The following is a 20862-nucleotide window of genomic DNA, read 5'->3' on the forward strand; positions in this document are numbered from 1 at the left end:
GTCATCTCCTGGGGGAAGGGGTGGTGGCGAGGGCGTGCGTGTAGACGTCCATGAGGCGTTCGCCGCAGCGCGCGATGTCGTAGTGGCTGACGGCGGGGGGCGCGGGCAGACGGGGTGTGCCGTCCTCCATCCGGCGGCGCAGAGCGTCCGTCAGTTCGCCGAGACCGCTGCCGATGCGCCGGGCGCCGGGGGCGCGGTCGGTGGGCAGGTCGTCGATGGCTGGGCACGTGGTGTGCAATACGGGGAGCCCCGCGGCCAACGCCTCGACGACCGCGAGCCCGAAGGCCTCCTCACGGGACGTCGAGACGAAGGTGTCCATGGCGCACAGCAGCGCGGGGATGCCGGGCGGGCCGCTGCCGGCGGGGGCGTTCACGGCGTCGCACTCGCCGAGGAACCGGATGCGGTCCGCGGCTCCCAGCCGGACGGCGAGCGCCCGCAGCGGGCCTGCCTCGGGCCCGTCGCCCGCCAGCAGGAGCCGGGCGCCCGGCAGCGCCGCGACGGCGCGGACCAGCACGTCGAAGCGTTTGCCGGGGACGAGCCGCCCCACGCCGCCGACCACGAAGGCGTCCTCGGGGAGCCCCAGGCGTGCGCGGGTCGTGACTCGGTCCGCGTGGTCGAAGCGGAACCGTCCGGCGTCGATGCCATTGGGGACGACGTGGATGCGGGCGGCCGGGACGCCCCAGTCGCGCAGCCGCCCGGCGACGGTGGTGGAGACGGCGACGGTCGCCGCCCCGAGCCGTTCGGTCCGCAGGTAAAGCACGCGGGTCCCCCGGGTCAGCGGGCGTCCTTCGATCTCCGCCTGCCCCAGTGAGTGTTCGGTGGCGACGGTGGCCCGGACCCCGGCCAGCCGTGCGGCGATCCGCCCGTAGACGCAGGCGCGGTACAGGTGGGTGTGGACCAGGTCGTACTTGCCCTGGCGGATGAGCCGGGTCAGCCTGGGCAGCGCCTTGAGGTCCCTGTTGCCGCGCATGTCCAGATGGGTGACGCGCACCCCGTCCGTGCGCAGCCCGTCGGCGACGGCGCCCGGGTTGGTCAGGGTCACGACGTCGCAGGGCATCGGCAGATGACGCAGCAGCAGGCGCAGTTGCTGCTCCGCTCCGCCGATGCCGAGCCCGGTGATGATGTGCAGCGCCTTCACCGGCTGTCGCCGACCGGGGCGGCAGCGACCGGCATGTCGACGGGGGCGAAGGCCGTCCGGCGCTCGAAGGCGGGGCGAAGGCGCTTCGCCCAGAGCCGGGCGCCCCGGTCGGCGTTGCTGATGTGCGTACGGGACAGTGTGTACGGCCCGGCCAGTGGGCCGGGCGCGATGGCGCAGCCGTAGCCGTATCCCGCGTCGCGTACCGCGTCGACCGCGCGCCGGTCGACGGTGCCGTACGGATAGCAGAACCCCTCGGGGGCCGTGCCGGTGATGTCGTGGAGCAACTCCCGGCTCCGGCGCGTCTCCTGCCGCAGTACGTCGTCGGAGACCTCGGTCAGGTCCTGGTGGACGAGCCCGTGCGAGCCGACCTGCATTCCGGCGTCGGCGACGGCCCGGATGCCGTCCTCCGTCAGCAGCGGCCTGCGCGGGCCGAGCGGGTCCCATGCGTTGGAGCCGTCGAGCCTCCCTGGCAGCACGAAAACGGTCGCCGTGCACTCGTGCCGGCGCAGGGTCGGCAGCGCCTCGTGGAGGAAGTCGGTGTACCCGTCGTCGAAGGTCAGCCCCACCAGGCCCTTGGAGCGGCCGGCCGCGTGGGCGCGCAGGAGCGTGCCGATGTCGACGCCGGTGAGCCTGCGGTCGCGCAGCCAGCGCAGCTGCTCGTCGAGCCGGTCGGGGGCGACGGTGATGCCGTACGGGTCGTCCGTCGGGTCGGCCACCGAGTGGTACATGAGGATCCACGGTTGGGCGGGGTGCGGGGAGCGCCGTCGGAGGGCGGGCAGTCGGGTGGTGCGAGTCGCCGTGTCAGCGGCCATGGGTGAACCTCTGTCGGGTGAGGGCCAGCAGATGAACGATCTCCGGTGCTCTGACTGCGAGTCCGGTGAGGACGAAAGCGGTGAGGACGAGAACGCAGCCGACGGCCACGCTCAGCAGGGGGTCTGCCACCAGCGGTCCGGCGGCCCAGCCCACCGTGCCCGCCACCGCGGCGGCGGTCGTCAACCGGCCGAGCGAGAGCGCGACGGCCCGCACGTCGATGGAGATGACCCGTGAGCCCAGGCCGCCGAGGAGGAGCACCGCTGTGGTGCTGATGCCGACGGCGTTGGCCGCGGCGATGCCGTAGACGCCCCAGTGGCCGACGGTGGCGGCGACGGCCGCGGTGGTGACCACGAGTCCGGCGGCCATGGCGGCGGCCGGGTACCAGGGGGGCCGGGCCGTGGAGAAGAACGGCCTGCCCAGCGCTCCGACGAGACAGTGGCCGAGGAGCCCGGTCGCGTAGACCCGCATGACGGTGGCGGTGGTCTCGGTGTCCCACGCGTCGAACGCGCCCCGCTGGAAGAGGACTTCGATGATCTGGGGGGCGTACCCGAACACCATGGCGGTGCCGAACAGGACGACCATTCCGGCCAGTGCCAGGTCGCGTTCGACCCGGTGGCGGGCCCGGTCCCGGTCTCCGTCCGCCATGGCCTGGGCGATCACCGGGAAGGTCACGGTGCAGATCATCAGCGACAGCACCATTGGCATCTGCGCGACTTTCTGCGCGTAGTTCAGATGCGAGATGGCTCCGGCGGGCAGGTCGGACGCGAAGAAGCGCTCGACCAGGACCTGGGACTGCCTGGTGACCGCGAAGAGGATGACGGGCGCGAGGACGGCGAGGCCCAGTTGCGCGGTGCCCGCCGTCCGGCGCCGGCCGGGCAACCGGAGCCGGCGAGACCTGGGCTTCAGACGCACCGAGGTCACCAGCCTCGCGAAGGTGGGCAGTTGGACGAGGATCATGAGCAGGCTGCCGACCGCCACCCCGGCGGCGGCGGCCCTTACCCCCCACAGCGAGTGCAGGGTGAGCATGGTGGTGATGATGCCGAGGTTGTACGCGACATAGACGCCGGCGGGCGGCAGGAAACTGCGGTGCGCGCGCAGCGCCGCGCTGAGGTAGCCGGTGATGCCGAAGGTGAGGACGGTCACCGCGGTCAGGCGGGTGCAGTCGACGGCCAGTTGGGGATCGCTGAAGCCGGGTGCGAGGATCCGTACGACCCAGGGCGCGCCCAGCACCAGCAGCCCGGCGACGCAGGCCAGCAGGACGAAGAGCCGGGGGAAGGTCGCGGTGACCAGGGCCCGGACCGGGTCCGGGCCGAGGGCGCGGTCGTGCGGCAGGGCGGTGGCACGCCGGGTGAGGGCGAGGCTGAAGGCCGGGACCAGCAGCAGCGCCATGGCGTCCTCGATGAGCAGTGTGGACGCCATCTCCGGCACGGTCCAGGCGATCAGGAAGGCGTCGCTCTCGACGCTCGCGCCGAAGAGGTGGGCGATGGCCTGGTCGCGTACGAGCCCGAGCAGCGCCCCGACCGCGGTGAGTCCGGCGGTGACCGCGGCGGCGCGGGCCAGGAACCGGCCGAGCCTCGCCGGTTCGCCACCGGCAGTCGTGGTCGGCGGCCCTGTGGTGGGGCGCAGGGTCGCGGCAGGGTCAACGGTGGTGGGGTACAGGGGCCCGGCCTCGTCCGCAGCGGTGGGGTGCAGAGTTTCGGCCGGGTCCACGCTGGTGCCGGTACTGGTGTTGTTCACGCGGCGATCGCCTCGTCCTGCCGCGCGAACGCCCACCACGCGGCCAGGCCGAGCACGACCCCGGCGAGCACCGTCGATGGGCCGCCGATGTCGGCGTACAGGAAGTCGACGGTCTGCCAGGTGATCAGCCCGACTGCGGCCAGGCCGCAGTCGGCGGCCGCCTGGCGCCTCTTGCGGGCGAGGGCCAGCCTGCGTACCGTGCCCACCAGGACCGCCGCCCAGCTGCCGACGAACGCGGTGACGCCGATCAGTCCCTGTTCGCTGAGTACCAGCAGGTACATGTTGTGCGGCGACAGGAGGGGCTGCTTCTGGAAGGCCTGGCCGGCGCCCGCGGTGTCGCTGCCCGAGGAGAGTCCGATGGAGGCGTGGCCGTCCCGGTGGGCGGGGAAGCCCTTGAGGCCGACGCCGGTGGCGGGTTGCTCGCGCCACATGCTCGCCGCCGCTGCCCACATCGTGTACCGGTCGTTGACGGACTGGTCCGGGGCCTCGGTCACGTCGGTGATGCTGGTGAGCCGTTGCGAGATCATCTCGGAGCCGACGCCGAAGCCGCCGACCAGCACGACGGCCGCCGCGGTCACCACGGTCAGGGCGCGCACGGCCTGCCGCCATCCGGTCAGCAGGACCATGGCGACGGCCGCGACCACGGTGGCGATCCACGCGCCCCTGCTGAAGGACAGCGCGAGCGGTACGACGAGCGCCGCGGCCGCCGCGAGCGCGCACGGCCGCAGCCATCGGGGCGCGCCTTGGGGGGTGCACAGCGCGAGGGCGACGGCGGCGAGCAGCCCGTACGCGACGACGGTGGCCATGCCCATGACGTCGGTGGGCCCGAAGGTGCCCACCGCCCGGATGTCCTCACCCATGTACGACGCACCGGTGCCGGTGGCGTACTGGTAGACCCCCGTGGCGCCCTGGACGAGGGCCAGGGCCACCAGGCAGCCCGTGACGATTCTGAAGGCACTGGCGTCGCGGATCAGGAGCACCACGGCGACCGGGACCAGCACGAAGACCTGGAGGTAGCGGACGAAGCCCGGGAGGCTCGCCACCGGGTCGGCCGCGGTGATCGTCGCCACGGCGAAGCCCACCGCGGGGATGCCCAGGACCACGACGGCGGCGGGTGTCAGCGGCCGAAGCCGGCAGCGCAGTGCGCGCCCCACGCAGAACGCCACCAGGACGCCGGACGCGATGTCGGCGGGGCTGACGCTGCTTGACGATCCGGCGAGCTCGGCCTGGATGGGCGCGGCCAGCAGGAGCACGGTCACGATCAGCGGCAGCAGGGGGCCCCAGCGGGCCGCCTGTCGCCTGAAGCCGGGGTGCGACGCGGCCCGCGGGGCGGGCGCGTCGGTCCACGTGGCTGTCATCCTCAGCTGCCTCCGAGCCTGAACAGGGAAGCGGCGGTGCGCGCCAGGATGCACACGTCCTGCCAGAGCGACCAGGTCTCGATGTAGTGGTTGTCGAAGCGCGCGCGGTCCTCGATCGAGGTGTCGCCGCGCAGCCCGTTCACCTGGGCCAGCCCGGTGATGCCGACGGGCATCCGGTGGCGGGCCTGGTAGCCGGGGTGAAGGGCGCGGAACTTCGCCACGAAGTAGGGGCGTTCGGGCCGGGGACCGACCAGGCTCATGTCGCCGCGCAGCACGTTCCACAGCTGCGGCAGCTCGTCGAGGGAGGTTCGGCGCAGCAGCCTGCCGATACCGCTCATCCGCTGGTCGAGGGCGACACTCCAGCGCACGTCGGACTCGTGCTCGGTGGCCGGACGGACCGTGCGGAACTTCAGCAGGACGAAGGGCCGGCCGTGCAGGCCGATGCGTTCCTGCCGGAAGATGACTCCGGGTCCGTCGAGGACGCGTACGGCGAGTGCGCAGACACCCATGACGGGCGCTGCGGCGAGAACGGCGACGGCGGCCAGCGAGGCGTCCATCACCCGCTTGCCCGCGCGCGCCACCGGCCGATGCGGTCCGCTGCGCAGCGGGCGTGCGGCGAATCCCCACAGGTGGTCGGGGTCGGCGGTCCGGGGGGATGCGACGGTGCCTGCCACGGCGCCGTCCACCAGCCACAGGCGGCAGCCGTGTTCGGCGAGCAGACCGACGAGGGCGGCCGTCTCGGGGGACGATTCGGGCGGGTGGGTGAAGACGGCATGGCGCACCGCGTTCTGCCTGACCGCGCGGGTGACGTCCTGCGGGGTGGTGAGGACGGGCAGGGGTGCGGTGTCCGCCGGTGCGCTCTCTGCGGGCTGGATGTGCGTGGGGTCGACCCGGCCGACCGGCCGCAGTCCGTACTCGGCGCGCTCGTACAGGGCGGATGCGATGTGCCGGGCGAGGGGCTCCCGGCCCACGACGAGGGCCGACTGCGGGTGCCTGACGGCCGACCAGCGCCACATCTGGTAGATCACGGCCCGCCCGGCGCAGCCGAGCAGTGTCTGCGCTGCGACCAGGACGGCCAGGGTCTGCCAGCCGATGTCGTAGCGGGAGTCGTACGCCGTGAGGGCTTCCGCGGTGGCGAACCACTGGATGAGGAAGAGGCCGAGCAGCGCGGGAAGTTCGGCGAGCGCGGACGGGGACAGCCGCGGCCGGTAGAGGCCGCGGTAGGTGTGCAGCGACAACTGCACACCTACGAGCAGGATGAACGCTGCCGCCGGCCAGGGCAGTTCCGGCACCAGCAGCAGGGCCGAGGCCAGGGCGAACCCGTCGGCGGTGAGCAGCCCCGCCACGGAACCGTGCTGGTGGATACTCCGCCGGGCGAGTGGGGCGGTACGACGGCCGGCGGATCTCCGCGGCGGATGGATCAAGAGCGCCGTGCCCTGCGCGGCGGTTGCCTGAGCGGCGGGCTGGGGCGCGTGCGCACTCTCCATGGTCATCGCTGAGCGCACTTCCTCGTCATGGGTCGGGGCAAGCTGAGGAGTTCCTGGTAAACGCCGGAGACTGCTGCGGCGGTGTTGCGCACGTCGAAGGCCGACCGGGTGTGGGTCTGGGCCTGTCGGCCCAGGTCTTCCCGCAGCTTCGGGTCGGTCAGCAGCGTGCCGAGTGCCGCCGCGAGCGCCGACGGGTCTTCGGGCGGTACGAGGCAGTGGTTTTCGTGGCCGGGGGGCAGGCTCTCCCTCGCCCCGCTGACGTCGGACATCACAACGGGCCTGCCGCAGGCCATGGCTTCGAGTGGAGCCAGGGCCATGCCTTCCCAGCGGGAGGGGAGTACGACGACGTCCGCCGCGTGGAACCACGGCCGGGTGTCCCCGCTCGCGCCGGCGAACAGCACGCCCGGCGGGGCGAGGCCCCTCAGCCGCTCCCGGTCCGGCCCGTCGCCGACCAGGACCAGACGGGCGGCGGGGACGGCTGCGGCCACCTGCCGCCAGGCCCGCAGCAGGACATCCTGCCCCTTCTGGCGGCACAGCCGGCCGACGCAGAGCACCAGCGGGGCGCCCGGCGACACCTCGGACAGCAGGGGCAGGGAGGCTCGGGCCGGTGCGCGACTCGTGCCGTCGTCCGGGTGGAAGTGCCCGAGGTCGATGCCGTTGCGGATCACCGACCAGTGGGCGGCGATGCCCGCCTTCTCCCCCGCCCGGCGCTCCGCCTCACTGACGCACAGGGTCCGGTCGCTCCAACGAGCCCCGTACCGCTCCCACTTCCGCGCCATGGCCGCGGCGCGCCCCCCGACGGCGTCGAAGGACCAGGCGTGCGGCTGGAAGACCGTGGGCACACGGCCGCGCACCGCGAGCCGGCCGGCGAGCCCTGCCTTGGCGCTGTGGGCGTGCACGACATGCGCTCCGCTCTCGCGAATCAGTCGGGCGGCGGTCAGGACCTCACGGGCCAGCCGTGGTCCGGGCCCCCGGTCGGCGGGCCAGGTGTGCACACGCGCTCCGGCTTCGGTGACCTGTGATGCCAACTCGCCGTCGGGCGGGCAGGCCACGAAGGTCCGTAGACCTTCAGCGACCTGCGCCCGGACGAGGTCGGTGACCACGCGTGCGACTCCGCCCTCCACCGGCTGAACCAGGTGGAAAACCGTCAGTTGGCTCTTCCCGGTCCAACTTCTCTGCAGCACATGCGGCTCTCTTCGTACGTGGAAGTTCGAACTGACCCGGCCGAGTAACGCCGAAAGGGAAATCAGCGGCATTCTGCCTGCACCGTGAGTGCGCCGGAAAACGGCTGCGCCTTTCGGCACAGAACCGGGGTGTGCGGGTCGACTTCGGGAAGTCCGATCGGCACTACGGCCGATTCCCGCAGGTCCGAGGATGCTGCGCCGTGAAACGAAGTGACCGTAGGCACAAGCCGGAACGGCACTCTCGGGACACCTCGCGCAGGGAAGCCCGCCGACTTCGACATGTCTGGCTCTCCATGTTTGATCAAGCAATAAAACAGGAGTGAACCTTCTCAGAAAGAAGGCCAGAAAACACGTCGGACTCGCCCGTACGGTGATCTGAATTCCGATACCAATCGAATGCATTATCGAATACAGATATCTTATTTCCGCGGCCGATTCGAGTGCGGCTCGCCGGATTGTCAGGGGACTCGTCGACGTCATGGCCGACGTCCCGGGCAGACACGCGGACGGCCCGCCGGACTGTTGTCCGGCGGGCCGCCTCGCTCACTGCCGCGGTCGGGTCAGGCGCACTTGCCGGCGGGGCGGGTGCGCGTCACCACCTCGCTGGAGCCGGTGGTCGCGTCGATCCACACCACCTGGCTGCGTGCCGCCGCGGCGGCCGAGAGCTGTTCGCCCCGGTTGCAGGAGACCCGGCCCTTGCGCGTGCCCTCGTCCTTGGGTGAGCCGGTCGCCGAGAACTGCCAGAGCTTGGCCAGCGATTCATTGCCGTACTCAGGGTCGAACGTCCGCGCCCCGATGGTCACCGCCTCCTCCGAGACCGTCAGGTCAATGACGTTGAGCGCGTACGGGCCGCTCTCCGGGCTGAGGTCCACCACGCCCGATCCGTCGAAGTTCGCGCGGCGCAGGGCTGTCTTGCCATTGCCGTCCTCCTCGTCGAGCAGCCAGAAGACGTTCTTGCCGTTGACGGCCGTCGGGCCCAGGCTCACGCCTTCGGCGGCGAACTGGACCACCGTGTCCTCGCCGGTCGCGACGTCGATGACGCGGGTGCTGTACTCGTAGACGGGGGCGCGCACCCGCCGCGCGTCCTGGTAGATGAACTTGCCGTTGCTCAGCGACGGGAAGGACGACCGGTGGTAGGTGCCCCCGCCGAGCTGGACCACGTTCGCCGGGTCCTTCAGGCTGAGATAGGCGACGCCCCGTCTCCCGCCGTGGTTGTAGTAGTCGAAGGCCACGGTGTCACCGTCGACCGCCATGGAGTTGCCCGCGCTCCGACTGGTGGACCACAGCTTCTTGACCGGCCCGCCCGCGAGCGGCCTGGCCAGTATCTCCACGCCGCTCGCCCCGTACGCCTGCCACACCACGGTCTTGCCGTCGGTGGCCGGATTCACGTGGTAGCGGCCGTCGTTGGGGCTCATCAGCTTCAGTTGGCCCTTGCCGTCGGTGCGTCCTGCCCACACCGAGTACGGCTCGGATCCCGCCTCGTTGGACTTGGCCGCCGCCCACCAGCCGCCGCCGGCGCCCAGCCGCGAGTCACGGGTGTTGACCCGTTCGAACAGCAGGTCGGAGTCCACGCCCAGCGCCAGCTCCCAACCGGGCACGATGCCATGTGCGTTGAAGGACCGCCGGAGGGCCTTCAGGTCCCTCGCCGCGACCTTGAGGTCCTTGGCCGCGGCGATCATCGCGGCCCGGCCCTCGGTGAAGCCGTCGAGCGGGGTCAGGTACTCGGTGAGCGCCTTGTAGACGATCCTGTCGCCGAGCGCGGCGCCGATGTCCTGACGGGCGTCCCACAACGCACCGCCGAATATGGTCGAGTTGAGGTGCACACCGCCGTTGTCGGTGCCGAAGCCCACGCCGAGGAAGGACTTGGCGGTGGTCCGCCCGTCGTTGAGGTCACGCAGCGCGCACTCGCGCGGGGTCTTCGTCCGGCACAGCGTCTCCCCCAGCAGCCCCGAATCGGGGCCGTCCGTCGGGATCCCGTACACATCTGTCTCAATGGCGTTGCCGAAGTAATCGGCGATGGCCTCGTTCATCGCACCGGACTGGCCGGCGTAGACGAGGTCGGCGGAGTTGTCGATGACGCCGTGGGTCATCTCGTGGCCGACGACGTCGAGGGCCGCGGAGAGCGGTCGGTACTCGGCGTCACCCGAGCCGTACACCATCTTCTGGCCGTCCCAGAAGGCGTTGACGTACGGCTGCCCGTAGTTGACCACGCCCACCAGGGAGTTGACGGTCATGCCATGGCCGTCCAGGCTGTCGCGGCCGTGCTTCTGCTTGAAGTAGTCGTAGACCTGCCCGGAGGCCCAGTGCGCGTCCACGGCGCCCGACTCGGTCGCCTCGGCGCCGAAGGCCGGGGTGGGCGAGCCGAACTCCAGGATGCCCGGCGGCCAGTTGCCGACGATGTCGCTGGCCCACTTGCCACGTGCGTCCCAGACGGCCAGGACGTTGTCGCTGCCGTTCTGGATCCGGGTGTGGTCGCGCAGCACATAGGCGTTGCGCGCCTCGTCGCGGGCCACCTGGAGCTCGATGCTCTTCCCGTCGAGCTTGACGCCGTAGCCCGGCATCCCGGGGTCCGGCGCCACGGCGCGGCCCGCCACGGTTCCCGCAGTTGGCGCGGGTTGCGCGCCGAACGTCTTGATCCCGCTGTACTGGAGGACCGGGTAACCGGCGTGTGCGTCGATGTACACCTCGCGCAACACCGACTCGCCGTGCCCCGGGTCCGTGCCCCGCACGGTGACATGCCGGGTGAGCACCCCGGCACCGGTGGGCAGCACGACCAGTCCGCGGGCCGTGCCCACGAGCGGCGACCGGCCCTCCTCGCCCTTCTCGGGCGCGGCGAACTTCTCCGCTCCGAGCTCCGTCAGTACGGCATCGACCGCCCGCTCGACCGCCAGGGCGTCGCCGACCTCGGCCGTCGTGGTCGTCTTCAGCCCGGTGAAGTACTTGCCCGAGGTTCCGGTGACGGTGCGGCTGCCGCCCTTCTTCTCCATGCGTACGACGTACTGGCCGCCCAGGACCGGCACGCCCCGGTGATCCTGCTGGAGGCGCACGGTCTCCTGCCCACCCGCCGAGGTGGTGGTCCGCAGCGGTCGCAGGTCACGGTCCGGGGCTGCGATCCGGTAGCGGCTCTGCTTGCCCGCGAGATAGGTGCGCGCGGCGCCCGCCGCGTCCCCCGTGGCCGGGGCCTGCTCCCGAACGCCAGTCACCAGTGCGGGTGTTGCCGTGTTCTGGCCCGGGATCACTTCGCCCGGACTCGGCGGTGGTGCTTCCGCCGTCACCGCCTCGGCGGGCTGCCCCGAAACGACGAGTGCGGCGGCGCCGATCAGCGCCACCGCACCTGTTATTCCGCTCCGTTGTGCTCTGGATGCCCCCGGTCTTGCCGTGCGCGTTCTGAACTGCCGCACCGTCTCCCCATCCCCTCACAGTCCTTGCCGACGGCGGAACGCCGTCGGCAAGGGCCATGGAAGCCATGATGTGACGACTCATCAATGGGGCGGTGGTTTCGACCGTTGACTTTCGGCCCCTGCGGGCCGGGGGTGGCCTCTTGAGGCCGGTGTGCCGGTCATGGGGCCGGTTACCCGTGGGGCTCGTCGGCGCCCGTCGTCAGTGGGCGGAGCCTCCGTACTCGGCATGCTGGGCATGCTGCGCGTACTGGTCGTCGTCCGCGGACGAGGACGCCGGGAACGACACCCGGCGTCTGCACTCGACGGCCTCGGCCATGATCTCGTCGAACTCCTGGTCGGTCATCACGAATCAGTCCCTTGCGCGACGGGCTCACTGGGTCACGATGGCCCCGGTGGCAGCGCCGGTGCCGAAACGGTCCGGCAGGTGCTGATTGAGCCCTTCACGGGTGATTCGTCGCGGAACGGAACCTGGATTGGTCGCCGGCGCCCTCTAGGGACGGGAGAGCTCCGCAAGGACGCTCTCGGCACTGAGCACCGCACCGTCGGCGCTCCGCTGCGCCGCGACGACGGCGGGCGGCAGCGGACGCGTCCCCAGCACGCCGGCGGTCAGGGAGGCCGCGAGGCGGTGCCAGGCGCCCGCGTCACGCAGCATCGCGTGTCCGCCCCGCGGCATGGCGATGCCGCAGGCGTGCGCGCCCGCGCGCCGGGCCCTGCGGAGGAAGTCCCAGGACTCGCGGGCGTCGGTGACGCGGTCCTGGTTGTCGTGCAGGACAATCACATGCTTGTCGCGGAGCTGGGCCACGGGCGACCCCGGCGGGCACCACGGGGCAAGCGCCACGACCCCGTTGACCTGGGGGTGCTCTGCCGCCCGCAGTGCCGCGCGGGCGCCCATGGAGTGGCCCACCAGGACGACCGGATTGAGCGGCGCGAGCCGTGTCAACTCGTCGAGCGCCTCACGCACGTCTCGCACCGGGTCCTCGCGCGAGCCGTTCCAGCCGCGGTGGCGGTAACTCACCGACGCGAGCAGCGCCTGGTCGTCCCGTGTCGCCCGCCGGATCGCGCCGCGAAACGCCCGCATGCGGGCGGCCGGCAGGTTGAGCAGCGGTGGTGGCGTCAGGGCGTCCGCGCGGCCTCCGTGGAGCAGCAGCACGGCCCCCCGGGGCGAGGGAGGGGCCGAGTGGAGCCGCAGGGCGCTGTGGCCGTCCTCGCGTGTCCCGACGCGAGGCTCTCCGGGCAGGGTCATCGGGGTTCCCGCTGTCCGTGCTCGGCAGTGCGGCGGGGCGGGCGTGGGAAGAATCCGCTCGTGCGTGCCGCGTACGCGGTGAAACCGTGGCGGTCGGCCATATGGTCCTCCAGCAGTCGCTTGCCGCTGCCGCGGGTCAGCAGGAACGTCATCACCAGCGGTGAGACCAGGGACAGGGCCGCGGCCTGCCAGCTGCCGCAGGCCATGAGGAACAGGCCCCACCAGACCAGGAAGTCGCCGAAATAGTTCGGGTGGCGCGTCCAGCTCCAGAGTCCTCGGTCCATGATGCCCCCACGGTGGGCCGGGTCGGCCTTGAAGCGGGCGAGCTGATGGTCGCCGACCGCCTCGAAGGTGAGGCCCGTCGCCCACAGCACGATGCCGGCGACGGCGAGGGGGCCGACAGGTGCGGGAACGTACTGCGCGGCCTGGACGGGGAGCGAGATCAGCCACACCAGCGCACCCTGGAGGAGGTACACCGTACGCAGTGCGTACAGGGTCCGGTTGCCGGACGCCTTGGCCAGCATGCGTTCGTAGCGGGGGTCCTCGCCGTGGCCGCGTCCGCGCCAGGCGATGTGGGCGGCGAGCCGCAGGCCCCACAGGGCCGTCGCCACGGTGACCAGCAGGCGCCCGACATCGTCCCCGTGGCCTGCGGACATGACATAGGTAACGACGGCTACCGCGGTGAAGGCCAGGCCCCACGCGACGTCCACGAGCCGGTGCATGCCTTTGCGGGTGGCGACAGCGAACACGACGAGCATGACGGCGAGCGCGGCGCCCGCGGCCGGGGCCAGGTTGGCGGCGAACGCCGCCCACGGGAAGCCGCTCATCGCGCCGCGCCCTGTCCGTACCAGGACTCCGGGGTGGCGGGCAGGTCCGCGACCCCGTCCCGGGTGGGACGTACCGCCAGGATCTGGTCGACGCCCATCCGGCGTTCGGTGAAGGCCAGTGCGCTGCCTGCGAGGTACAGACGCCAGACCCGCGCGGTGGGCTCGCCGACCAGGGTCACGAAGTCGTCCCAGCGGGCTTCGAGCGTCCGGTGCCAGGCGGTGATGGTGCGGGCGTAGTGCTCGCGCAGCGACTCCACCGAGCGGACCTCCAGTCCGGCCGTTTCCAGGAGGTCGACCGTGCGGCCGACGGGCCGCATGTGCATGTCGGGCGCGATGTACGTCTCGATGAAGGCCCCGCCTCCCGGCGCGTTGGCCCCGCGGGACATCTGCTGGACCAACAGGCGGCCACGCGGGCGCAGCAGCCCGTGCAGGCGCGCGGCGAACGCCGGGTACTCCGCGTCACCGACGTGTTCGCCCATCTCGATGGCGCTCACCGCGTCGTAGCCGCCGCCCTCGATGTCGCGGTAGTGCCGCAGCTCCACCTCCACCAGCCCGCCAAGTCCCTGCTCGTGGATCCGCGCTGCCATGAAGTCGCGCTGCTCGGCGGACAGGGTCACCGCGGTGACCCGCGCCTTGTACTCGCGCGCCGCGTGCAGGCTCAGCGCGCCCCACCCGCAGCCCACATCGAGGAACTGGGAGCCGGCCCTGAGGCCGAGCTTGCGGCAGATCAGATCGAGCTTGTCGCGCTGGGCGTCGGCGAGGCCGTACGCGGGTTCCTCGGGCCGGGTCCAGTAGCCGCAGGAGTACGCCATCGTCTCGTCGAGCAGCATCGCGTAGAACTCGTTGGACATGTCGTAGTGGTGGCTGATGGCGGCCCGGTCGCGTGACGAGCTGTGCAGGGTGCCTTGGAGCCGGGCCCGCGCCGCTCCCGGTGCTGGCGGGCGCGGGCCGACGGCCTTGAGCCGGAACGCGGTGGCGGCGAATTCGGCCAGGTCGGCCGGGCGCGGGCGTGGAGCGCCGGGCCCGCGGTCGCGCAGCTGCCCCCACACCGCGCTCAGACCGGCCGCCAGGTCCCCCTCCACGTCGATGTCACCGGCGATATAGGCGTCGGCGAGGCCGAGTTCGCCCGGCTGCCACACCAGTCGGCGCAGGGCCATCGGTGAGCGCAGGAAAACGAGCGGCGCTCCGGCCGGGCCCGCCTCGCTGCCGTCCCAGGCCCGCAGCCGCATCGGCAGGGGGATGCGGAAGTACCGCTCGAAAGCGGCGGACAGGCGGGTGGCGACGGGCGTCATCGGACGGCTCCTCGGGTTGTCGTGCTCGCGGTCAGCAGCAGCTGCCGTACGTCCAGGTACTGCGCGCGGAACCCTGCCTCGGAGTACGCCAGATACAGCTCCCACATGCGGCGGAAGGTGTTGTCGAAGCCCAGCGCGTCGACGCTCGGCGCCTGCTGGGAGAACCGCTCGCGCCACAGCCGCAGTGTCTCGGCGTAGTGCTCGCCGTAGCCGTGGTCCGATCCGATGGTCAGGCCCGCCGCGGCCGACTCCCGTTCGACGGCCGTCATCGAGGGGATGAGGCCGCCGGGGAAGATGTACTTGCTGATCCAGGTGTGGCTGCGGCCGGTGGCCAGCATCCGCTCGTGCGGCATCGTGATCGTCTGGAGGGCTATCCGGCCGCCGGGGGCCAGGCGCTCCCGGAGGGTGGAGAAATAGACCGGCCAGTAGTCGGCGCCCACGGCCTCGATCATCTCGACGCTCACCACCGCGTCGTACGTACCGCTGACATGCCGGTAGTCGCACAGTTCGACGGTGGCCCGGTCGGCGACACCGGCGTCCCGCAGGCGGCTCATGGCGAGGTGGCGCTGCTCGGCGGACAGGGTCACCGTCACCACAGTGGCGCCGCGCCGCGCGGCCCGCAGCGCCAGCTCGCCCCATCCCGTGCCGATCTCCAGCACGCGCGTTCCCGGCCCCACCCCGGCCAGGTCGAGCAGCCGGTCGATCTTGTGGTGCTGGGCGGCCGGGAAGTCCACCCCGGTCGCCGGGAGCGTGGGGAACACCGCGGCGGAGTATGACATCGTCGGATCGAGGAACAGCGCGAACAGGTCGTTCGAAAGGTCGTAGTGGCGGCGGATGTTGTCCCGCGCGCCGGTGACGGTGTTGCGTTGTTCGGCCGGCCGGCGGCGCACCCACAGGGCGCGCAACCGTCGCAGCGGTGCCGGGACCAGGTCGTCGACGTGGGTGGCCAGTACGGTCAGTACGCCGACGAGGTCGTCCGCGTCCCATTCCCCCGCCATGTACGACTCGCCGAATCCGACGAGCCCACCGGCGCCGATGCGCCGGAAGAACGCCTCGGGGTCCCGCACGCGCAGCAGCGGGCCGCTGCCCGCCGCCGGCGCTTTCCCCCACTGCACGCGCAGCGGCAGCCGGGCGAAGGCGCGCCGCAGAATGAGAGCGGCTGTGGCGGTCCGCGCTCGGGAGCCGCGCGGCAGCCGGGCGACGTCCGGCCACCTGTCCTTGTCGGTCTCCGTGTGCGGTGGCGTGAACAGATCCCGGTCGGTGGCGCGCTCTGCTGAGACTGTCACTTCATGCCTTCTTGTGTGCGGTGCGGGGGGCGGGGTCGCACGGGGAGCCCGCGGAGGAACAGACGGATGCCGTGGTGGCGAATGCCGGCGGCGACCGACGCCGTGGACCAGGGGCGTCGCAGCGCCGCGCCCAGCAGGCGGCGGACCGTGGCCGGCCGGTGGGTTCCGCGGACGGTCGCGGTGAACGGGCTCTCTTCCGCGCGCCGGAGCTGGACGGTGAGGTCCAGGCTCCGGCCCGGCTCGGGCAGCCGCATGCGGTAGCTGCCGTCGACGGGGAAGAAGGGGGACACGTAGAAGTCCTTCAGGACCTCGGCCCTGCCGTCCGCGTCGGTCCGCAGCAGGTAGCAGTGGCGCTCGCCGTAGGTGTTGTGGACCTCGGCGACGACCCGGACGAGGGCGCCGGCGCGGTCGTGGCACCAGTACACGGTGATCGGGTTGAAGACATAGCCGAGCACCCGGGCGTGCGCCAGCATCAGCACGCGTCCCCCGTCCAGCCGCACGCCGTTGGCGGCCAGGTAGGCGTCGAGTCCGGCGCGGATGGACGGGGCCGCGCCACCGAAGTGATCGGCCGGGTCGAAGCGTGCCAGCGGACGCAGGGCGCGGGGCAGCACGGGTATGTGGTCGAGGTCGACCAGCCACAGATAGGTGCGGGACCGGAAGCTGTGGCGCAGGGGGGCGGTGCGGGCGTGGGAGATGACGCAGTCGTAGAGGGCGGGCACCGACTGCCGGACCCTCGTGCCCTTCACGGCCGTCACCACCGGACACCGAGCGCGGCGGCGGCCTCGACGCCCGACCGGCAGCCGTCCTCGTGGAACCCCCAGCCGTGGTACGCCCCGGCGAACGCGGTCACGGCGGTGTTCAGTTCCGGCAGGCGCTGCTGCGCGGTGACGGATTCCGGTGTGTAGACGGGGTGTTCGTACACCATGCGGGCCAGCACCTTGCCCGGGTCCACGCGCCCGTCCGCGTTGAGGGTGACGACGTGGTCGTTGCCCGCTCCCAGGCGTTGCAGGCGGTTCATGTCGTAGCTGACGTGCACGGCGTCGGCCGGTGCCTCGCAGGAGGGCATGAAGTAGTTCCACGACGCGCGCGCCCGCGGGGAGCGGGGCAGCAGCGTGGTGTCGGTGTGCAGGATCGTCGGGTTGCGGGAGTAGGTGAACGCGCCGAGCAGGCCTCGCTCGTCGTCCGTGGGATCGGCCAGAATGCGCAGCGCCTGATCAGGGTGGACCGCCATGACGACCGCCGCGTGGTCCTGGGCGTCCCCGTCGTCGGTCACCACGCTGACACCTTCGTCGAACCGGTGCACCGCGCGTACGGGGGTGCCGGTGCGCACGGTGCTGATCTCTTTGGCGATCCGCTCGACGTACTCCACCGAGCCGCCGGTCACCGTCCGCCACTGGGGCGATCCGCTGATGGAAAGAAGCCCGTGGTGGTCCAGGAAGCGGAACAGGTAACGGGCGGGATAGCGCATGGCGGTGTCGGCCGCGCAGGACCAGACCGACGAGACAAGCGGGATCGCGAAGTGTGCGACGAAGTAACGGGAGTAGCCGCCGGCCGCCAGGAACTGTCCGAGGGTGTACGTCGCGTCCCCCTCGGAGGTTACGGAGTTGAGGACGCGGCGGGCGGCACGGTGGAACGCGGGGACTTCCGCGAGCATCCGCAGGTAGGCGGCACGCCCCGTGTTGCGCCCGGCGAACAGGCCCCCGGGGCCGCGTGCGCCCGCGTACTCCAGGCCGCAGCCGTCACACCGCACGGACATGCTCATGTCGGAGTCCTGGGTGGCGACGCCGAGCTCGGCGAACAACCGGAGCAGCAGGGGATAGGTCCGTTCGTTGTGCACGATGAAACCGCTGTCGACCCGTAGCGGCCGACCGTCGGCGGTGGACACCTCGTGCGTGTGCGCGTGCCCCCCGAGTCTGGTGTCCGCCTCGTACAGGGTGACGTCGCAGGCCCGCTGCAACACGTAGGCAGCGGTAAGACCGGCCACACCCCCGCCCACCACTGCTACGCTCCGCCGCTCCATGGGTCTCCCGCCCTTTGAGTCCTGCCGGTCACCGCACCCTGGCGCGCGAGCCGATCTATGACTATTCGAAGCGTGGAGTCGATCGGATTGGTCGGGCCGCCGGGCATTGTGCGGGCGAGGGAGCGGCTGTCGGCCGGGGCGGGGTCTCCGGGGGCGGCGGGCCGCTGCCCCGCGCGGCGCCGGGGTCGCTCACTGCTCCCTACGGGGGGCCGGAACGACGCGGCTTCGAATGCGGTACCGCGTGACCTCGGACGCGGGAGCCCTCCGGAAGCTCACGCTCACCGGCCCGGCGAAGCTGTAGCACTGCTCGGCGGCATGCCTGCGCACCGTGACCGACAGCTTCCGGCCCAGCTGCGCCGTGTGCGCGTCGAGTTGCCGGTAACTGTCCTCGGGCAGCTCAATGGTGAACGCGTTGGGCACGAGGGTGCGCCCCAGCCCCATGATCATGGCGTTTACGTCGCACTCCCGGCGCAGTATCACCATGACCTCGACCGGCTCCCGCTCCGACCGGGCCAGCGAGGCCCACAGGGCAGTGGCCCGACGCTCCATCATCCGTTCGAAGTTGCCCAGGATTCCCATCGCCTTCGGGTGCCCGCGCGGGGACGAGCCATGTTCACCCATGGGGATGACGTGACGAGCGCAGAGTTGACGGCCACACCCTGCCCTGGAGGCAGGGCCAGGAGTTTCTATAGGCTGAGCGTGTGGCCAGCACAGACGATCCCGAGCCCCAGGGCGCAGCCCCGGTCCGCCCGACGGCGGATCTTCAGCGATTCGCGGTGGAACTGCGCCGGATGAACGGGGAGATCAACCGGCTGGTCCACGGTTTCGCGCTCGGTCAGGGCCTGCACCCCACCGACATCCAGGCACTCGCGGCGATCCTCGATGCCGACGAGCCGCTGACGCCGGGCCGGCTCCGGGAGCACCTGGGGCTGACCTCGGGCGCCGTGACCGCTTGCCTCGACCGTCTTGAGCGGGCCGGGCACATCCGCCGGTCACGGGAGAGCACGGACCGGCGCGTGATCCATCTGCACTACGTGGAGGGCGCACGGTCCGCTGCGCGCGCCTACTTCCTGCCGCTGGCCGAGGCGACCGAGGGGGCCCGCAGCCGGTTCAGCGCGGACGAACAGTCGGTTATTCTGCGCTTCCTCGCGGCCATGAACGACGAGATGGCCGGACTGCGCGTGCTCCGCCGCTGAATTCTCCGGGTGCCCGTGCATCCCTACCGGCGGCTTCCGCGGTAGGGGTGTTGGGGAGCCGATCGGCCTCGCCCCTGGCCCCCTGGTCCGCCCTCTTCTCCCTGTTCGCGTCCGATAAGGGTAATCTCTCTCACTCATTGAGATTACTATTCATTGAGTTACTTCTCACGCTTCTGGGAGTCCGATGTTCTCCGCCCCCCGATCGGCACGCTGGCTGATCCCGGTCGTTCTGCTCATTGCCTGGCTCGGTATCGGCGGGGTGCTCGGCCCCTACGCCGGGAAACTTGGCGACGTCGCGACCAACGATCAGGCGGCCTTCCTGCCGCGCAACGCGGAGTCGACCAAGGTCATCGACGCCCAGCAGGACTTCCGTCAGAAGGAGACGCTCCCGGCGATCGTGGTCTGGACAGCCGACGGCGGCAGTGGGGACAGCGGTCAGAACGACAGCCGGGGGTGTCAGCTCGGGGCTGAGCAACAGGCCGCCGCGACCCGTGCGCTGGCTTCACTGACCGGCACTCCGGGCGTGGTGAGCGAGGTCTCCCCCGCGCTGCCCTCCAAGGACCGACGGGCCCTCCAGGGCGTCGTACAACTACGGCCGGACCTGGGCGAGAGCCTGCCCACCACCCTCCAGGAGATCAAGAAGGCCGCGGAAACCGTGCCCGGCACCGCCGTGGTGACGGCGGGTCCCGCGGCCAGCCGGGCCGACCTGTCGGAGGCGTTCGCCGGCATCGACGGCCTGCTGCTCGGTGTCGCCCTCGCGGCCGTCCTGCTCATCCTGCTGCTGGTCTACCGCAGCGTCCTGCTCCCCCTGGTCATCATCCTGGGCGCGGTCTTCGCCCTCGGGCTGGCCTGCGCGGTCGTGTACGCGCTCGCGGACCACGGCATCGTCCGCGTCGACGGCCAGGTCCAGGGAATCCTGTCCATCCTCGTCATCGGCGCCGCCACGGACTACGCGCTGCTGCTGACCGCCCGCTTCCGCGAGGAACTGGCGCTCCACAGCGACCGGACGACGGCGATGCGCGCCGCCCTGCGGCAGTCCTTCGGGCCCATCACCGCGAGCGGCGCCACGGTCGCCCTCGGCCTGCTCGCGCTACTGCTGAGCGACCTGACCAACAACCGGGCGCTGGGGCCGGTCGGCGCCATCGGTATCGTCTGCGCCGTACTCAGCGCCCTGACCTTCCTGCCTGCGGCCCTGGTCCTGCTCGGCCGTGCGGCGTACTGGCCCGCCCGCCCCGGCCCAAGTCCGCCGCCCAGAAGGCATCCGGTCACACCATCTGGACCTGGGTCGCGCACCTGGTCGACCGCCTGTACGGTTTCGTCTTCCTCGTCGCCCTGGGCGTGGACTACAACATCTTCCTGATGTCCAGAGTCCGTGAGGAGTCATTGCTCCACGGCCCCCGCCAGGGAGTGCTGCGCGGGCTCACCGCGACGGGCGGGGTCATCACCTCCGCGGGCGTGGTGCTCGCCGCGACGTTCGCCGCGCTCGGGGTGATCCCCCTGGCGTTCCTGCTCCAGATCGCGTTCATCGTCGCCTTCGGCGTACTGCTGGACACCCTCGTCGTACGGTCCTTGCTGGTTCCGGCGCTGGCGCGTGACATCGGGCGCCTCGCCTGGTGGCCCGGATCGCTCAGCAAGGACAGTCGAGTCGGCTCGCCCGGTGAGGGGCAGAGCACACAGAGCTGATCGGCGCCGCTCGGACCGGTGCGCAGTTCGGGCGGCGCCGATGCCTGGGCTCTGACACACCATCAACCTGGCGTACGCATAGCGGTTTTGACGCCTGGGCGCCGTCGGGAGACGTGTGGCGCGCGCCCCGGCGTTCCGGAACCAGAAAGCCGTGTTCTTCCTCTTGACCCTCGCGCCGCGGGCAGACCAGCATCACT

At 71.6% G+C, this 20862-nt stretch carries 16 protein-coding genes and 1 pseudogene; 2 read left to right on the forward strand and 15 right to left on the reverse strand.

Annotation, left to right across the window (positions count from 1 at the left end):
* Position 1: 1 nt before the first annotated feature.
* The 15 genes from QMK30_RS00880 to QMK30_RS00950 all read right to left on the reverse strand — a co-directional run bounded on the left by QMK30_RS00880 (position 2) and on the right by QMK30_RS00950 (position 18407).
* The gene (locus tag QMK30_RS00880) at positions 2-1138 is read right to left on the reverse strand and encodes a glycosyltransferase (protein ID WP_283515139.1); all 1137 of its coding nucleotides are present in this window, start codon (positions 1136-1138) and stop codon (positions 2-4) included.
* Positions 1135-1950, reverse strand: a complete 816-nt coding sequence (locus QMK30_RS00885) for a polysaccharide deacetylase family protein (protein ID WP_502963030.1) — start codon at positions 1948-1950, stop codon at positions 1135-1137. The genes QMK30_RS00880 and QMK30_RS00885 overlap by 4 nt, the downstream gene beginning before the upstream one ends.
* Complete coding sequence (murJ, locus tag QMK30_RS00890) at positions 1940-3688, reverse strand: murein biosynthesis integral membrane protein MurJ (RefSeq protein WP_502963031.1); 1749 nt, start codon at positions 3686-3688, stop codon at positions 1940-1942. Before murJ ends, QMK30_RS00885 begins: the two co-directional genes overlap by 11 nt.
* Positions 3685-5046 carry an O-antigen ligase family protein gene (locus QMK30_RS00895; protein WP_283515140.1) on the reverse strand — a complete coding sequence of 454 codons (1362 nt, stop codon included), beginning with the start codon at positions 5044-5046 and terminating at the stop codon, positions 3685-3687. Before QMK30_RS00895 ends, murJ begins: the two co-directional genes overlap by 4 nt.
* A gap of 2 nt (positions 5047-5048) precedes the next feature.
* Positions 5049-6539 (reverse strand): sugar transferase, encoded by a 1491-nt coding sequence (locus QMK30_RS00900; protein WP_283515141.1) that lies wholly within the window; start codon positions 6537-6539, stop codon positions 5049-5051.
* The gene (locus QMK30_RS00905; RefSeq protein ID WP_283515142.1) at positions 6536-7717 is read right to left on the reverse strand and encodes a glycosyltransferase; all 1182 of its coding nucleotides are present in this window, start codon (positions 7715-7717) and stop codon (positions 6536-6538) included. The genes QMK30_RS00900 and QMK30_RS00905 overlap by 4 nt, the downstream gene beginning before the upstream one ends.
* Before the next feature lie 560 nt (positions 7718-8277).
* The gene (locus tag QMK30_RS00910) at positions 8278-11046 is read right to left on the reverse strand and encodes a M4 family metallopeptidase (RefSeq protein ID WP_283515143.1); all 2769 of its coding nucleotides are present in this window, start codon (positions 11044-11046) and stop codon (positions 8278-8280) included.
* A 271-nt stretch (positions 11047-11317) separates the two neighbouring features.
* Positions 11318-11461 (reverse strand): hypothetical protein, encoded by a 144-nt coding sequence (locus tag QMK30_RS00915; protein ID WP_283515144.1) that lies wholly within the window; start codon positions 11459-11461, stop codon positions 11318-11320.
* 147 nt (positions 11462-11608) lie between these two features.
* Positions 11609-12361 carry an alpha/beta hydrolase gene (locus QMK30_RS00920; protein ID WP_283515145.1) on the reverse strand — a complete coding sequence of 251 codons (753 nt, stop codon included), beginning with the start codon at positions 12359-12361 and terminating at the stop codon, positions 11609-11611.
* Positions 12358-13188 (reverse strand): DUF1295 domain-containing protein, encoded by an 831-nt coding sequence (locus QMK30_RS00925; RefSeq protein ID WP_283515146.1) that lies wholly within the window; start codon positions 13186-13188, stop codon positions 12358-12360. Before QMK30_RS00925 ends, QMK30_RS00920 begins: the two co-directional genes overlap by 4 nt.
* On the reverse strand, positions 13185-14480 hold the full coding sequence (locus QMK30_RS00930) for a class I SAM-dependent methyltransferase (protein ID WP_283515147.1): 1296 nt from the start codon (positions 14478-14480) through the stop codon (positions 13185-13187). The genes QMK30_RS00925 and QMK30_RS00930 overlap by 4 nt, the downstream gene beginning before the upstream one ends.
* Positions 14477-15766, reverse strand: coding sequence for a class I SAM-dependent methyltransferase (locus QMK30_RS00935; protein ID WP_502963032.1), 1290 nt, complete (start codon positions 15764-15766; stop codon positions 14477-14479). Before QMK30_RS00935 ends, QMK30_RS00930 begins: the two co-directional genes overlap by 4 nt.
* Entirely contained in the window at positions 15763-16485 is a 723-nt protein-coding gene (locus QMK30_RS00940) for a DUF1365 domain-containing protein (protein WP_283515227.1), read from the reverse strand. Before QMK30_RS00940 ends, QMK30_RS00935 begins: the two co-directional genes overlap by 4 nt.
* A 32-nt stretch (positions 16486-16517) precedes the next feature.
* On the reverse strand, positions 16518-17786 hold the full coding sequence (locus QMK30_RS00945) for an NAD(P)/FAD-dependent oxidoreductase (RefSeq protein ID WP_283515148.1): 1269 nt from the start codon (positions 17784-17786) through the stop codon (positions 16518-16520).
* A gap of 189 nt (positions 17787-17975) precedes the next feature.
* Positions 17976-18407, reverse strand: coding sequence for a DUF3662 domain-containing protein (locus QMK30_RS00950; RefSeq protein ID WP_283515149.1), 432 nt, complete (start codon positions 18405-18407; stop codon positions 17976-17978).
* 80 nt (positions 18408-18487) lie between these two features.
* On the opposite strand from QMK30_RS00950, the gene QMK30_RS00955 reads away from it, so the two are divergent.
* Together QMK30_RS00955 and QMK30_RS00960 are read left to right on the forward strand one after the other, a co-directional pair.
* Complete coding sequence (locus QMK30_RS00955) at positions 18488-18982, forward strand: MarR family winged helix-turn-helix transcriptional regulator (RefSeq protein WP_283515150.1); 495 nt, start codon at positions 18488-18490, stop codon at positions 18980-18982.
* Positions 18983-19166: 184 nt separating this feature from the next.
* Positions 19167-20665 (forward strand): annotated as a pseudogene (locus QMK30_RS00960) (MMPL family transporter).
* Positions 20666-20862 lie beyond the last annotated feature (197 nt).

This window comes from Streptomyces sp. H27-C3 (genome assembly GCF_030063415.1).
Lineage (GTDB): Bacteria > Actinomycetota > Actinomycetes > Streptomycetales > Streptomycetaceae > Streptomyces.